14 protein-coding genes are annotated in these 13,531 nt (G+C 48.3%); all 14 read right to left on the bottom strand.

Annotation, left to right across the window (positions count from 1 at the left end; translation table 11 throughout):
• Positions 1-52 precede the first annotated feature (52 nt).
• A complete protein-coding gene (locus tag MKZ24_RS14225) occupies positions 53-1,570 on the bottom strand; it encodes a discoidin domain-containing protein (RefSeq protein WP_340783930.1) in 1,518 nt (505 codons plus the stop codon).
• On the bottom strand, positions 1,564-1,815 hold the full coding sequence (locus MKZ24_RS14220) for an acyl carrier protein (protein WP_042238301.1): 252 nt from the start codon (positions 1,813-1,815) through the stop codon (positions 1,564-1,566). Before MKZ24_RS14220 ends, MKZ24_RS14225 begins: the two co-directional genes overlap by 7 nt.
• A complete protein-coding gene (locus tag MKZ24_RS14215; RefSeq protein WP_042238302.1) occupies positions 1,808-2,866 on the bottom strand; it encodes a Gfo/Idh/MocA family protein in 1,059 nt (352 codons plus the stop codon). Before MKZ24_RS14215 ends, MKZ24_RS14220 begins: the two co-directional genes overlap by 8 nt.
• Positions 2,867-2,893: 27 nt before the next feature.
• Entirely contained in the window at positions 2,894-3,697 is an 804-nt protein-coding gene (locus tag MKZ24_RS14210; protein WP_340783929.1) for an ABC transporter permease, read from the bottom strand.
• Positions 3,698-3,706: 9 nt separating this feature from the next.
• A complete protein-coding gene (locus tag MKZ24_RS14205) occupies positions 3,707-4,510 on the bottom strand; it encodes an ABC transporter permease (protein WP_042238303.1) in 804 nt (267 codons plus the stop codon).
• A complete protein-coding gene (locus MKZ24_RS14200; RefSeq protein ID WP_340783926.1) occupies positions 4,507-5,490 on the bottom strand; it encodes an ABC transporter ATP-binding protein in 984 nt (327 codons plus the stop codon). Before MKZ24_RS14200 ends, MKZ24_RS14205 begins: the two co-directional genes overlap by 4 nt.
• Positions 5,491-5,500: 10 nt before the next feature.
• Positions 5,501-6,415, bottom strand: coding sequence for an FkbM family methyltransferase (locus tag MKZ24_RS14195; RefSeq protein ID WP_081956621.1), 915 nt, complete (start codon positions 6,413-6,415; stop codon positions 5,501-5,503).
• The gene (locus MKZ24_RS14190) at positions 6,412-7,299 is read right to left on the bottom strand and encodes a hypothetical protein (RefSeq protein ID WP_340783923.1); all 888 of its coding nucleotides are present in this window, start codon (positions 7,297-7,299) and stop codon (positions 6,412-6,414) included. The genes MKZ24_RS14195 and MKZ24_RS14190 overlap by 4 nt, the downstream gene beginning before the upstream one ends.
• A 2-nt stretch (positions 7,300-7,301) precedes the next feature.
• Positions 7,302-8,480 carry a radical SAM protein gene (locus tag MKZ24_RS14185; protein ID WP_340783921.1) on the bottom strand — a complete coding sequence of 393 codons (1,179 nt, stop codon included), beginning with the start codon at positions 8,478-8,480 and terminating at the stop codon, positions 7,302-7,304.
• Complete coding sequence (locus MKZ24_RS14180) at positions 8,434-9,543, bottom strand: hypothetical protein (protein ID WP_340783919.1); 1,110 nt, start codon at positions 9,541-9,543, stop codon at positions 8,434-8,436. The genes MKZ24_RS14185 and MKZ24_RS14180 overlap by 47 nt, the downstream gene beginning before the upstream one ends.
• A 33-nt stretch (positions 9,544-9,576) precedes the next feature.
• Entirely contained in the window at positions 9,577-10,905 is a 1,329-nt protein-coding gene (locus MKZ24_RS14175) for a hypothetical protein (protein WP_052416649.1), read from the bottom strand.
• 13 nt (positions 10,906-10,918) lie between these two features.
• A complete protein-coding gene (locus MKZ24_RS14170) occupies positions 10,919-11,164 on the bottom strand; it encodes an acyl carrier protein (protein ID WP_042238312.1) in 246 nt (81 codons plus the stop codon).
• Between the two features lie 186 nt (positions 11,165-11,350).
• Entirely contained in the window at positions 11,351-12,619 is a 1,269-nt protein-coding gene (locus MKZ24_RS14165; RefSeq protein WP_340783913.1) for an anaerobic sulfatase maturase, read from the bottom strand.
• Positions 12,620-12,669: 50 nt separating this feature from the next.
• Complete coding sequence (locus MKZ24_RS14160; protein WP_340783911.1) at positions 12,670-13,470, bottom strand: helix-turn-helix domain-containing protein; 801 nt, start codon at positions 13,468-13,470, stop codon at positions 12,670-12,672.
• Positions 13,471-13,531: the final 61 nt, after the last annotated feature.

The raw sequence follows: 13,531 nt of genomic DNA, 5'->3' as shown, positions 1-13,531 counted from the left end.
ATTATAGCTACCAGGCTAAATCCAAAGATATATTACATTCTTTTGAATCATGTCAGTTTTTTGTGGCGTGGGTTACAGCTGGCCCCCATACCTCAAGCTCAAAAATCCGAGCCTGAAAATCATTCTGGGCCGGATAAGTGATATATAGCCTGATGTATCTGAACGAACAGCCGTCAGCCTCATGCGCGGTTAAGACAGACTCATTATTCCGTACAGCCGCTATTTGCTCCCATTGCTCCTTGTCGTTGCTGCCCTGAAGCTCATAATCCATCGTGATATAGCCGGGGGCAGGCGAATGCCTGATCACAAATCTCAGAAGTTCTCTCTGCTTCAGCAGATCCAGCATCAGCCAATGGACTGGCTGGGATTTGTCTGAATGCCAGGAATCCGTGATCCAATTCTCCCGCCTGCCATTTACGGCTTGGCTTGCTCTACATACGGTTTCCGGATCAGGGCTATACTCACTATCTGCCGATACCTCGGCGCAAGCCGCATAGTTAATTAAAGCCTGTGCGGCATTGCCAAGAACCTGCTGATTATGGTGCTGTGAGTGATGTAGGATCAGTTCCTCCAATAGAGAGAACAACTCCGTATCCAGTTGTCTAATCTCCTCTGTAAGCTGAAGAATTCTATCCGGCGGCATCAGCTTCCGTCTCAGCGTATCCGCATGGAGACTGGAGATCAGATGGTATCTGAATTTGATATATTGATCCCGGAACCCGCCGAATATCTGCCCCCATTCTTCATGAGCGGATACCCAGGGCAGCGCCTTCTCGAAGATATCAAACATAATGATCGCCGAGCCGTGATAACTCCTGCGCATGCCTTCAAATTCAACCGCAATGGCATTTGCATCATTAAGCCCCTCCATAAGAGAGACATTGTCATTGAACCGTTCCACAGATTCTATTAAATGGCTGGAACGGTTCTTATAGCACTGTGCGAAATCCTCAACCAGCTCCAGATAGCTGTGAACCTCCGATTCGCCTATTTTCGCTACGCTAAACAGCTTGTTATAACAATAATTCCTGATTTCCTTGAAAGAAGCATTGGATTTATTCCAGATATCCGCTATCATCTCCTCGGTCAGCTGCAGCTTGAAAAAAGGCTCCCCCTTCATCACATTCAAGGTTACCTCTTTGTTCAGCTGATTCTCCCGGATCACGATCAGCCTTCTGGCTGAATCATATTCCGTGATTAACACGGCATGATCATCAATGACCGTCCCGTATTGGCTCAAAAAAAACAGATAGTTGTAGTTGGCAATCATCACGACCGGGCACTGCTGATCAATGTTCATGTGAATCACAGACAGCAGCCCAGCAGCATCCAGAACCTCAGTTACCTTAAGGGTCAAGCCCAGCTTGTTAAGAATGCTGCGTCTGGAGGCCACCCAGTCCCCGCCCGCTGCCTCTCCCCAATTCATCATGACGGCATACAGGAAGGTATAGTAGAAATAGTTCTCATACTGATGAAAGCCTGCGGCACCTGCCATGGGCAAATCCACACAATTGGAGTGCATGGTCCGGTAGCCCTCGCTGAAATAGTCCATCTCCAGGGCTACTAACATACAAGATCCTGTGAATCAATATATTCTCTCCACTTCTGAAGACTGTATAGTTTATCTATATCGAGAAATTCCGGGCTCACCTCTATTGAGAAATGCTCTTCCAGGACCACCGCAAAATGAATAAACAACAAAGAATCCATGCCATAACCTCGCAAATCCGCGTCCATACCTGCATTCTTCAGGTGGGGAGAACCGCCGGGCAATTGAGCGAGTAGCTTACGAATCTCCTGTTCTCTGTCATCCATAATTCACAGCCTCCCCGTCCGGTCTATCTTCCAGGGTAGGCTGCCCAGCATGCTTTTTCCTGGCAATCTCATAGATGGCGTTCATAGTTGCCACCCGTTCATAGGATTCGGATAAGGGGATATTCTCTCTGGTGCCCCCAAGAACCTCTGCCAAGAACCGGAGCTGGTTCACATAGTAATTCTGCGGAGAGTATACAAGCTTGTCTGTTGTTCCTTCTTCCGTATGTTCAACCTGAATGATGATCTTGTAATCCCCATAGCAAGGCTTAAAAAAGCCGCTGATCCTTACCCTAGCCCGCTCAAACTCCAGCCAGTGGGTGGCATTGTTCGGCATTTCAAAGGAACCCAGGAACTCTGCCTCGACGCCCCCCTCATATTGCAGCGCCGCGTGAAAGGTCCAGTCGCATTGATTGATGCCGGAGAATGTCGAGAATCCGTCCAGTGTCTGCGGCTTCAAGCCGATAATCTTTTGGATAAACTGCAGCCAGTACGAGCATTCGTCGATGAAGCAGCCACCGCCGTACTCAGGCTTGAACCGGTAATTATCCGCGCTGTAGTTGCTTTGCAGAATTTCAAAGGAGATCCGGGTTTTGATTTTTTTCAATTTGCCGTAGGTTTCAGCTGTAATCATGTCCGTTATATCCTGCTGCCACGAATGATGCTGCACCATTAGCGCTTCAAGGACATGCACACCCTGTTCCCTGGCCCGTTCATTGATGAACAGAACCTCATCGGCAAGCAAGGCTATCGGTTTTTCAATCAAGACATGCTTGCCAGCCTCAATCGCCCTCAGCGTCCATTCCTTATGCAGGAAATTGGATAACGGAATATAGACCACATCAATGTCCGCCGACGCCAGCAGCTTATCGTAGCTTTCAAAAACATGCGGAATCTGATGCTTCAGCGCATAGGCTGCAGACCGGTCCAAATCACGCGACGCTACACCATACGTTACAAATTGATCAAGCTCCCTGACCGGGTTAATGATCGAGAACGGAGCGATTGTGGAGCAGCCCAAAATACCAATCCGATATGGCTTCTGAGTATTCATATCCTTACCTCCTGTGATTCCGGATATCTAGCCGCCAGAGCTGTTGTAATTACGAATCGCTTTGGACCAGATCCATCTCGTGATTCCCAGCAACAGGATGGGAGACAGAATAGCCCAGAGGAAGAGGCCCGGATGTAACCGGTCCAGCACGAATAAGGGTGAGAAGTTAGTAATCAATAGAACAGGGACAACAAATATCCCTATTCGCTGTATCCATTTGGAGTAAATCATCATTGGCATGTTATTCAGCTCGAACAGGCCATTTGAGATGTCATTGACAGCACCAATCTGAATAAACCAGAACGATAATAATTGCGGGATCAGGAACAAGGTGTAGGTCATGAGCAGCCCCAGTACAAGGAAGCAGATGAACCCGCCTATTGAAGCGGCATCAGCCGGAAGCCCCAGTCTTCTCCAGCCCACCACAACCATGGTCATGCCGCCCAGCACATTCGGAATCGCCAGACCAAAGTCCACATTCCGTAACGTCATCATAAATTGCAGGGAAATCGGCTTCGTTAACAAAATATCAAGTGACCCGGTTCTTACATGCTCCGGGATCTGCACGAAGTTGATGGCAAACAGTCCCCAATATAACCCCGTCATCAAGGTGTAAGTGCCAATAAACAGCAATATCGCATCAATGGGCACTCCATCCAGCGTTAATCCCGCCTCATAGACAATAATCACATACAGGAATTTGGCGAACAGATAGGAGGTCTCCACCAGCAGGCCCATCAGGAAATTAACTCTATACTCCATTTGGGACATCAGGGAATTTTTGATGAACAAGGTATATATGAAACCGTACTTCCGAAGTGATCTGAGCATCGGGTTCACTTAACCCCCTACGGCAATATATTTCTTGATCGCCACTTTCCAAATATAGCGCGTAAGCAACATAATGAGTCCAATCCATAGCAGTTGCAGCTCTATCACATGCAGCGCCTGAAGCAGGGTCAGCTTGCCGTTGATTACATTCACCGGCATGTAGATCGTATACTTGAACGGCAGGTAATCGAAGACAGCCAGCCATGTCGCCCCAAAAATATCGAGCGGGAAAATCCCGCCGCTAAATATCTGAATCAATAACGCTGTAACATGAAAAAAGTAAGAGACATCGGTTAACCAGAAGGCAATCGCGCTGACCGCGAATGAGATCATGAAATTAAGCACAACCGCCAGCATAAGCACGACACCAAAAACCAGTATACGCGATACGCTGATTGGCGCCTTGAAGTAATAAACCATGAACAGCACCACGCCCAGCAGCATGATTAACGTAATGGCAAACGAGAGGACCTTCCCCCCAAGGTAGACACATATTTTATAAGGAAAATAACCGACCGGCCGCACCAGATATTTATTGAGCCCCCCGCTCTTGATATCATGGTTAATGTCATATTCCAGACCCGTAGCCACCAGCCGCGAGATCAGGGCAGCTACGATGGTATAGACGATCATCTGGTGGTAAGTATAGCCATACAAGTTCATATTGGAGGCATGGCTATAGACCGCCTTCCACAGGAAGAGCTGGATGAAGATAGGGAAAAAGAGACTGGCAAAACCCATAAAAAAGTTAAAGCGGTATTCCATGGAGTTCTGGATTCCCAGCGAAAAGCTGACGGCAAATTTATTGTTCATCCGCGCGGCTCCGGCTGTTCATATAAACGTGCAATGGCTTCCTCCAGGGGAATGTCCTCCAGATTCAGATCAATGACGGGAAAGTGATCCATGGCCATTCTGGAATACTCTTTGAACTTCGCGCGCTCCACTTCGAGAATGACGTCATAGCCGCTATATTCTTTAATAGAACCCATAACGGCCAGATCCTTCCGGTCGACGATGGCCGAGAAGGTCAGCTTCATTCGTTTTTTCTCATTCATGACCTCGTTGATTTTGCGGATCTCCCCGTCATACACCAGCTTGCCCTGATTGATCACGATGGTCCGCTTACACAGGTCTTCAATATCCTTCATATAGTGGCTCGTCAGCAGCAGCGTTGTGCGGAATTCATGATTGTACGCCTTGAGGAACTCGCGGATGTTCTTCTGTGACACCAGATCCAGGCCAATCGTCGGCTCATCCAGAAAAATAATCCTGGGTCGGTGCAGCAAAGCTGCGATCAGCTCCATCTTCATCCGCTCCCCCAAGGACAGTCTTCGGACCTGCACATGCAGCAGGTGCCTGACATCCATCAGCGTAACTAACTCGTCAAGTGTATCCTTATATTTCTGGTCACCGATTTCATAGATACATTTGTTTAAATACAGGGAATCGCTTGCCGGCAGATCCAGCCACAGTTGGTTTTTTTGGCCCATGACAATGGAAAATTGCTTCTTAAAGTCATTTTTCCTTTCCCAGGGCGTGTAGCCCAATACCTCCGCACTGCCGCCACTCGGATACAGGATGCCGGAGAGCATTTTCAAAGTGGTGGTTTTGCCTGCTCCGTTCGGCCCCAGAAACGCAACCATCTCGCCTTCATGAATATCAAACGAAACCTTGTTCACGGCATCCTTCGTTAATTTCTCCCTGTGGAACAGATTCTTGACGGAGTTTCTGATTCCCGTTTCTTTTTTGTAGTAATCAAAGGACTTGCTCAATTGATCCACATGAATGACCATACCGGCATCCCTACTTTGCAATGGTTATCAATCTGATGAACGGGCTGTATATCCGGATATGCTCCGGCTGAAGACCAAATATATTCTGTGCCGTAAGCTCCGCAGCACTGTCCAGCTCCACAAGCTCCTCTGCGGCCAGTTGAAAGAGCTGATACTGATACTGCTGCAAAAACCGGAACAGATCACTTATCGAATTTCCGAACCGCATTGCCAGAGCCTCCGTCGCTTCCAGCATGAGCATGGGCTTCTCATGATGCTGCTGCAAATACTGTTCAAATCCCTTTAATGCTTTTAATTCGCCGCCTTCAATATCGATTTTCATCAGGTCAATGTGACTGATATGCTGCTGCTCAATGTACGTATCCAGAGTTTGCACCCGGCAACGGTAGGTTTCATGCTGCAAGGCCCGGTCAATCACCAACGCAGCATCCTCCGATCCGCTTCGTACAGGCAGGTAGATCTCCGCTTCCCCGTTATAGTCAGACAGCGCAAGCTGATTGAGAACTACATTCTGCAGGTTATTTAATTGGATGTTTCTTGCCAGTTCAGCGAAGGTGGGGCTTACCGGCTCAAAGCTATGAACTCTGCCCCCCTGCCCTACCGCTTGTGCGAATAACGTGGAATACCATCCATAATTCGCCCCGATATCCAATACTTCAAATCCTTCACGGATCAGAATGGACAATAACCGGCTCTCTTCGCGCTCCACAAATCCATCCCGCATGAGAAAACCAAGACTGTTCAAGTGCCCGGTATCCCAAAGAAACCGTCTCCCGTCCGTCAGCCTGATCCGGGTCTCCGCTTGATGAATTTCAATCTGCTCCACCTGCTCTTTAAGCACCCGTCTAAGCAATTGGACAGCCTCGACCCTCTTCTCCCAAAACATCCGCTGGATCTGCTCGTACCTGGTTTCTTCCGGCATCATCGGCCTCCTGTTGCATAGGAATGTAAATAAGCTAGCTCATCCTCCGCAATCTGCTTCAGATGATTCACGGTAGCCGTTACCCCTCTGTCCAAGCTTATCGTCATCTTCATGAAGCTCACTTCAAGCTTCCTCCAGGCTGAGCCGAGATGAGCGTAATCCATGGTGCTGCAGGTGCCGAAATGCCTTAACCGCGATAGAGCAATCGTGCGGATGCAGCCAAACTGTTGTTTGAACACAGGGTTATCCATTAAATTCTCCGACTCCCTATAAGCCCCAACATCCATGATCCGTTCCGAAATTCGGGCAAAGGTGACGGGGAGCAGCTCTTCATAGGGCTGTGTAGTTAAGTAAGGCCGGATAGAGTTCAGGTCAGGATTCAGGCTGAGGGGCGGGCTGATTTCTATAACCGGTTCGCTGAAGGTGCGCCATGCCTGCTCCACGCAAGTTCGGTCTGCCAATAGGCTTGTTGCGAAATAGGGATCTGTAACTCTCAGGCTCTGATCGTCTTCCGCTTCAGCCAGCACATAATGCAGCATATGGCCCTTCCCGTAGAATTCCTTCATGTAAGGCACATAATAGGCGTCCACCGGCAGCAAATACATACGTCCACTAACCATCGAGTCTAAACGGCAAGGCTCCAATCTAACTCCATAAGCACGCCGGATAAAGCTAAACAGTTCATTCACCGGCACCGTACTGTCGAACCAGTCATAGCCTGCATAATAATTAATGGAGAAATTATACCTGTACAGCGGATTCGGATCGGCATGATGCCTAGACAGACAGAATGTAACCGTATTCAATAAACAATCATAAGGACCCAGGGGAACCACCCAATCCATCAGCTCGCGGCTTACAGCAGAATTCTTCGTTGTAGCCTCCATCCTTACTTCCCGTGAAGATACAGCAGAATGCATTTGGAGCATACCGGCATCAGGCCGCATTGCAGGGTTTCCCGGACTCTTTCGAAATTCTCGCCATCCCATATCTCTTTAAGATCCTGATCCGCCAGATTCCCCAAGGAGAACTCTGGAAATAATTTGCAGGCACTGACTTCACCGTCAGCCAGCACATCCAGTCTGGTGCGGATCGACAAGCATTGCGTTTTATTCTGGGCGGGCTTCTCTGAACCCAATACAAAGTCCCGTACTTCATCCATTTCAAGCGCAGGCTGATACCGTGTTCTTAAGTTCCAGGTTCGCTGGTAAATCCTCTCCATCTGCGCAAGCAGCGGATCAATCCTGTCAGGGGAGATGCGATACTTGAACGAATGCCAGCTGTTGCGGTGCCCTTCCTCCAGATCATCTGCCAGCCACTTGAAATGCTCGTTGAAATAGCGGTCCATATTACTGGACACTTCGTCCGGCAAATACCACGGGAAGGTAATATACACCGAGTCAATCCCCTTTTGTTCAAAAAACTCAACAAAATCATACAGCTTATCGATCATGACATCGCTAATGGTCAGATGGATGGAGATTTTTCCTTGATAGATACCCTCCTTCTCCAGCTCCAGCAGCTTATCAATGCCCGCCATAACCTTCTTGAAGGTGCCTTTTCCCCGGATCGCATCATTCTCCGCTTCGAAGCCTTCCAGGCTGATCAGACAGACCAGACTTTTGGACATTTTGAGGATGGAATCCAGCTTCTCTATGATTTGAATTCCGTTGGTGCATAACACCGTCCATCTGGGGTCCTGCTCCAGCAGGTCGGCCAGTTCATTGAACCGGCTGTAGTATAGAGGCTCGCCTCCCCAAAGGAACATATTGGCGTTCGTTTCCCTTGTTTGCCGGAACACTTTTTCAATCACTGCAAAATCCAGTTCTTCTCTCTGCTCGGCTCTGCCTAAATCCCGGTGATACCCCTCAGAGTTCCATTCAAAGCAATGCTTGCAGCGCAGATTGCAGCCATTGGTTAATTTAAGCCCGACCTCGACCGGAAGATTCGTAGAATACGTTGGGTCAAGATGAACCTGCTTGTGCGTTACCGACATATGTTTAATGGTTTTCTTCAAGCGCTCAAAGGAATCCCGGTCCAGAACTACGGATGTTTGCGGCTGTCTCATGAAAGCACCTCCCGTAATGTAACACCTGAGTCTTATAGCTTCTTAAGTTCTCACTACATAACTCCAACATCTCAAGCGGACAACCCATACTCATCCAGCGCTCATACCTTATTCCAAAACCCAGCCGCTCCCATAGCTCCGCGTTGCAGGCTTCATGCTCACCCAGCGGCTCCAGGAAAATAACCGGCGTGAAGGATTCCAGCGAATCCAGCAGGGTTCCTCCCCCCGGCTTGCTGATAATAGCCTTCGAGTTACAGATCAGCTGATAGAAGCTATGCTTCACCCCGGTATCCTCGCAAAAACAATGATTGATAACTTCACCGAACGGCGGCAGGGTATATTCATGCTCTTCGTTCTTCATCCAGGGCGACCAGCCCGGCTTCACCATGTAATAACGGTGCTCTTCTCCATAAGCCTGATCATCCGTGAGCTCGTGAATGACGATGTTCAATTCCAGGGAGTGCTTCAGCTCTGCTGCCGTCTCCTTGTAGGTCCCCATTCCCCAGCCGCCGCCATGGATAACGAACCGGTTGTCACGTTCCTTATAGTACTTAGGGGCAGCATGACCCATCGAAATACTGTAATTCACCCGCCCAGCCGCCCCGTCAAAAAACCAGACATCGTTCACCGTAAACAGATCATTACGGATATTGTTGGAATACAGCTTCCACGAAGGAGATATAAACGCATCCATATGAATCAGCTCTGCATGGACATCCTTGCGGTAATTCCTCGCATACTCCTCTACGACGGGCATCCAGAATCCTGAGAAAACCATAAACACCCTCCGGTTCTCTTCAGCCCACTTGCCTAAAAGCCGGGTTACCAGATGCGGGTCCAGATTCGGTGTGATATCCCTGATCATTCTGTGACCCAGCTTGGCTACTTCAAACCTCGTAGAGAAAACCTTCTTGTTTTCGGTTAATTTCAGTCTTGTTTCGGGCGGATACAGGCTTTCCAGCACTTCCAGATCGGCCTCATATGACCTGCTTAGCTCGTCACGTAACAGGACCGCAGGCGTATAGACTCCCAAAGCGACAGATGAGCATAAAATGGTAATCATTTGTCAGCTCCCTCGTTTTACAATAAAGACTGGTCAGTTATAAATCTTAATCGCCAGAGACTTCAAGACATCCTTTACCCGGTGGATTAGAGTTAATGCTTCACTCACATTAGAGGCATAGGGAGCAGCTACATAAAACTTCCCCTTCCGCCATTCAGACTCCGCGTCAGGAAATGCTGTATTGCCGGAGCCGAAAAGCGTGTTTGCACCCAGTGGTATAATTCCTTGCCTGTTCTCTTCCGTAAACAACAATCCGCCTGCTCTCAGAACCTCTAGAATCTGCAGCATGGTCACTTCCGTGGAGCAGCCTGCCGAGATAAAGGTCAAAAAGCTGGACAAGGAATACTGCTGTAAATAGTTATTGAGATGATGATTAATCAGCCCCATGGACTTTCTGGCATTAATCTCAACGATGGGCACCAGCTCACCGCTTGCCAGCAGCATGGAATCTATACACACCTCGCCGTGATAGCCTGTCTCGAACAAGTCCTTGCAGGCATCTTCCATAATGCTGAAATAACCCTTGTCCCGGAGCATCCGGGTAAACCCGGAACCGGCAGGATAGGAGCCTACATAAGAGAAGGCTTCATTCACCATTCGTTGAACAGACAACAATTCCACTTCCCCCTGCTCTGTTAGGAACAGCTGACAGGAGAAATCCTCCGTTTTATCAAGCAGGGGTTCGATAATGAACTGTGTTTGTTTGCCTCTATTCTCTTGCTCTTGCAGATAGGCCGCAATTCTTCTCAGCATTCTCTCGCTTGAAATTAACATATTGCCTTTGCCTGAGACACCCAGCGGGTCCTTCACCAGCACTTGTCCGGTCCGTAGCAGCTGAAGCCCGTAGGTCAGCAGTTCCTCAGAACTTTCAGCTATCGAGGAACTATTGCGAATGCCCAATCTTTGTCTTAGTTCATGAGAATAAATCTTTGAATTCACAGCTCGAACTGTATCTAAGGAGGGAAACTGATTACCGAAATTGAACCTGCGCACTAACTCACTGGTATCAGAAAGAATAGAATAGGGAGAGATCAGAGCATCTTGCGGGAGTAGCTGCTGGTAGTAGCTTGCATCAGCCATTAGAAGATCAAACACATGCAGCCTGTAGTCATCCGCATGAACGGGATTTCTGCAATGAACATTGGTGAAGGTATAGCCGAGCAGCGATAAATAGCTTCTAAGAAGCTCGTCCATGGGCTGCCGGGTGAACAGAATGTCCTGCTCCTTGCATAACGGAAACAACAATTCATCCATACCCATCGTCACAGCTTGGCTGCTGTTCATAGAAGGAAGCATAGATCCATGCGGACTCCGCCACCACGCCTCTGAATCAAAGGTGCCTAGAACCACGGTTGACTTCATCCATGAAGCCCCCTTAAGAAGCGGTTTGCGTGGCTGTGATGAACCCCATGAAATCCCCGATAGACTGGAAATCCTCATAGGCAAAATGATCAAAATCAAACTCAATTTCGAATTCGTCTTCGATTCGGAGAATGAAATTAATCATTTGCAAGGAATCCAGACCTACATCATTCACAATATCGGTGGCTTCAGTGGCTGTGAGCAACAGCTCCGGATTGTTCTTAATTTCACTCAAGATCCGCACAATGGTATCCTGCATATCACAATTCCCCTCGCATGATGAATTTTAATAAGGAATTCCTTACCAATAATCATACAATCCTACGGCTCCAGCTTCTAACTCACATTTTTATGAAATGTATAGGTTTTTTATTGGATTAAAAAAAGCGTGCCTTAATAGGCACACTTCATATAAATCAAATTAGGCAGATCAATGAACTCCCGGCTAGGACACGGCAATGTCTGCACAGCAATTCTTGAATTTCCGGCCGCTGCCGCATGCACAAGGATCATTGCGGCCCGGAAGACGACCTTTAAAGTATCGCTGTACATTCTCCGCGAACAGCTGCCGCCGTAGCGATGCTCCCAGCGTCTTCATATGCTCATCGGCATAAGCATAAATGCGCTTGTAGCCGGCGCAGAAATAATCCGGGTCCGATACACTCAGATCATCTGCCCATTTGCGGTTGCGCGGACAGCCTCCGTGGCACAGCGGCTTGTATTCACAGCTGCGGCAAGCTTCAGGCAGCGTCTGCTTCATTCCAAGAAATAACTTCCGTGCGGGATGCGACAGCAATTCGTTCAAGCTGTCCTCGGCCACATTGCCGAGCCTCCAGTCATCGTGAATATAGAAGTCGCAGGGATAGGCGTCCCCGTTCTGTTCCAGTACCAGCATGGTGCTGCATCCGGAGCGGTGAACACATAACTCAGCCTCTCGGCCCGTATAGACACTAAGCATATTGTCGAAGATTCGAATTGATGTCCGCGGCTGCCCGTCATTATACCAGTAATCAAAAGCTTCACACAGGAATTGTCCATACTCCTCGGGTGTGATATCATAGCTGCCAGGCATGCCTGTTTCCTGAGAACGGAAGTCCATACAAGGAATAAATTGTACATATGTAAATTCTTCACGCTCATAGAATTCAATCAGCTCTCTGGCCTTATTGATATTCCCCCGGTGAAGCACTGTAAGAATATTAAAATCCACTTGATGCCGACGCAGGCAATCAATACCCTTCATAACCCGATCAAAGCTCCCTTGCCCTCGGGAATCCACCCTCCGCTCATCATGAATATCTCTAGGTCCGTCCACGCTAATGCCAATCAAAAACTGGTATTCCCGGAAAAAAGCAGCCCATTTATCTGTGATCAGCGTGCCGTTCGTTTGCAGGGCATTACTGATTTCTGTATGTGCAGGGGCATACGCCGCTTGAAGCATCACGACCTCTTCAAAAAAATCCAGTCCGGCGAGCAGAGGTTCTCCTCCCTGCCAAGCAAAGGAGGCACTTCCCTTGCTCATTTCCATATATTCTTGGATAAATGTATTCAGGACAGCGGAATCAATCCGGTTGATCCGTGGACCGGGCTTCCCTCCACAGGTGCTGTAATAACAATAATCGCAGGCCAAATTACAATCCTCTGAAACGGTCTTCCACAATACGCCAACGTTCCCGTTATTTCCGTAATCGGTTGTTGAACATGTACCGGTCATAATACCCTCCTATACTCATTTGGAAATAATCTTCGGTATTTCAGGTGCCATTATCCAAAAAAATCCTCCATGTCCAGCGGCTGGCCTATAGCGATAAATTCACTTGGCGACATGGAGGTCAGTTGCTTAAACATACGAAAAAAATAGGAGCCATCATAGTATCCCAAATATTGGGAAACTGCCGCAACCGTTGTTTTGGTGTTAAGCAGCAGATAACACGCCTCCGAAATGCGAAGCCGATGCAGATATTTAATCGGCGACTGTCCAGTCACTTCCTTGTACACCGAGATGGTGTAATTGTCCGAGCATCCAATAAGTTTGGCCAGTTGCCCAACCTCTATGGATTCGCGATAATGGCGCAAAAGATAATTCTGAATCGTCCGAGCATACTGGACTTTCATTGGCGCGATTTCCGGCTGTTCCATCTCGCGGGCGGTAATGCCGAGCAGTTCTTGAAGAATCCCCTGACAGATCATTGAGCGGAAGCTCTTGACTCCACGCATTTCCATAAATAACTTCTCAAAACGTCGACGAAGGGCTTCAAAACTGCGCGGCTTGACTATGGTATGCCTGCCTTGGCACAGAAAGGGGAGTAGCTCCGCTTCTTCTCCGGAGGTAAACAGAATCGTATATTTCTGGTGTGGTCCGCTCTCATGATCCTCTCCCGCCCGATCAATGCGGTAGGGGAGAATTAACAAGTCGCCTTGCTCCAGGACAATCCGCTTTCTCTCGATATAGTAAACCACCTTCCCTTCGATAACCAAAATCAGCACATTAAATTTGATCCGTTCCTGCATTGTGCGCCATCCCGGAATCATTAAATCATGATGCACCGAATCTACGGTAAACAAATAACCTCCTCCTCCCTTTCACGTTTGAATACTGAGAATATCGACGTTTCACTAAAGTTTA

Source organism: Paenibacillus sp. FSL R7-0297 (assembly GCF_038009025.1).
In the GTDB taxonomy this organism is placed as follows: domain Bacteria; phylum Bacillota; class Bacilli; order Paenibacillales; family Paenibacillaceae; genus Paenibacillus_AQ.
Note: the sequence above shows the minus strand (reverse complement) of the source record. Positions and strands in the feature narration are given on the sequence as shown.

Excerpts from the sequence above, each read along its gene's own strand:
- MKZ24_RS14195 (WP_081956621.1), bottom strand. The coding sequence starts at position 6,415 with ATGATGCCGGAAGAAACCAGGTACGAGCAGATCCAGCGGATGTTTTGG.
- MKZ24_RS14180 (WP_340783919.1), bottom strand. The coding sequence starts at position 9,543 with ATGATTACCATTTTATGCTCATCTGTCGCTTTGGGAGTCTATACGCCT.
- MKZ24_RS14220 (WP_042238301.1), bottom strand. The coding sequence starts at position 1,815 with ATGGATGACAGAGAACAGGAGATTCGTAAGCTACTCGCTCAATTGCCC.
- MKZ24_RS14190 (WP_340783923.1), bottom strand. The coding sequence starts at position 7,299 with ATGGAGGCTACAACGAAGAATTCTGCTGTAAGCCGCGAGCTGATGGAT.
- MKZ24_RS14170 (WP_042238312.1), bottom strand. The coding sequence starts at position 11,164 with ATGCAGGATACCATTGTGCGGATCTTGAGTGAAATTAAGAACAATCCG.
- MKZ24_RS14185 (WP_340783921.1), bottom strand. The coding sequence starts at position 8,480 with ATGAGACAGCCGCAAACATCCGTAGTTCTGGACCGGGATTCCTTTGAG.
- MKZ24_RS14205 (WP_042238303.1), bottom strand. The coding sequence starts at position 4,510 with ATGAACAATAAATTTGCCGTCAGCTTTTCGCTGGGAATCCAGAACTCC.
- MKZ24_RS14175 (WP_052416649.1), bottom strand. The coding sequence starts at position 10,905 with ATGAAGTCAACCGTGGTTCTAGGCACCTTTGATTCAGAGGCGTGGTGG.
- MKZ24_RS14215 (WP_042238302.1), bottom strand. The coding sequence starts at position 2,866 with ATGAATACTCAGAAGCCATATCGGATTGGTATTTTGGGCTGCTCCACA.
- MKZ24_RS14200 (WP_340783926.1), bottom strand. The coding sequence starts at position 5,490 with ATGGTCATTCATGTGGATCAATTGAGCAAGTCCTTTGATTACTACAAA.
- MKZ24_RS14225 (WP_340783930.1), bottom strand. The coding sequence starts at position 1,570 with ATGTTAGTAGCCCTGGAGATGGACTATTTCAGCGAGGGCTACCGGACC.
- MKZ24_RS14165 (WP_340783913.1), bottom strand. The coding sequence starts at position 12,619 with ATGACCGGTACATGTTCAACAACCGATTACGGAAATAACGGGAACGTT.
- MKZ24_RS14210 (WP_340783929.1), bottom strand. The coding sequence starts at position 3,697 with ATGCTCAGATCACTTCGGAAGTACGGTTTCATATATACCTTGTTCATC.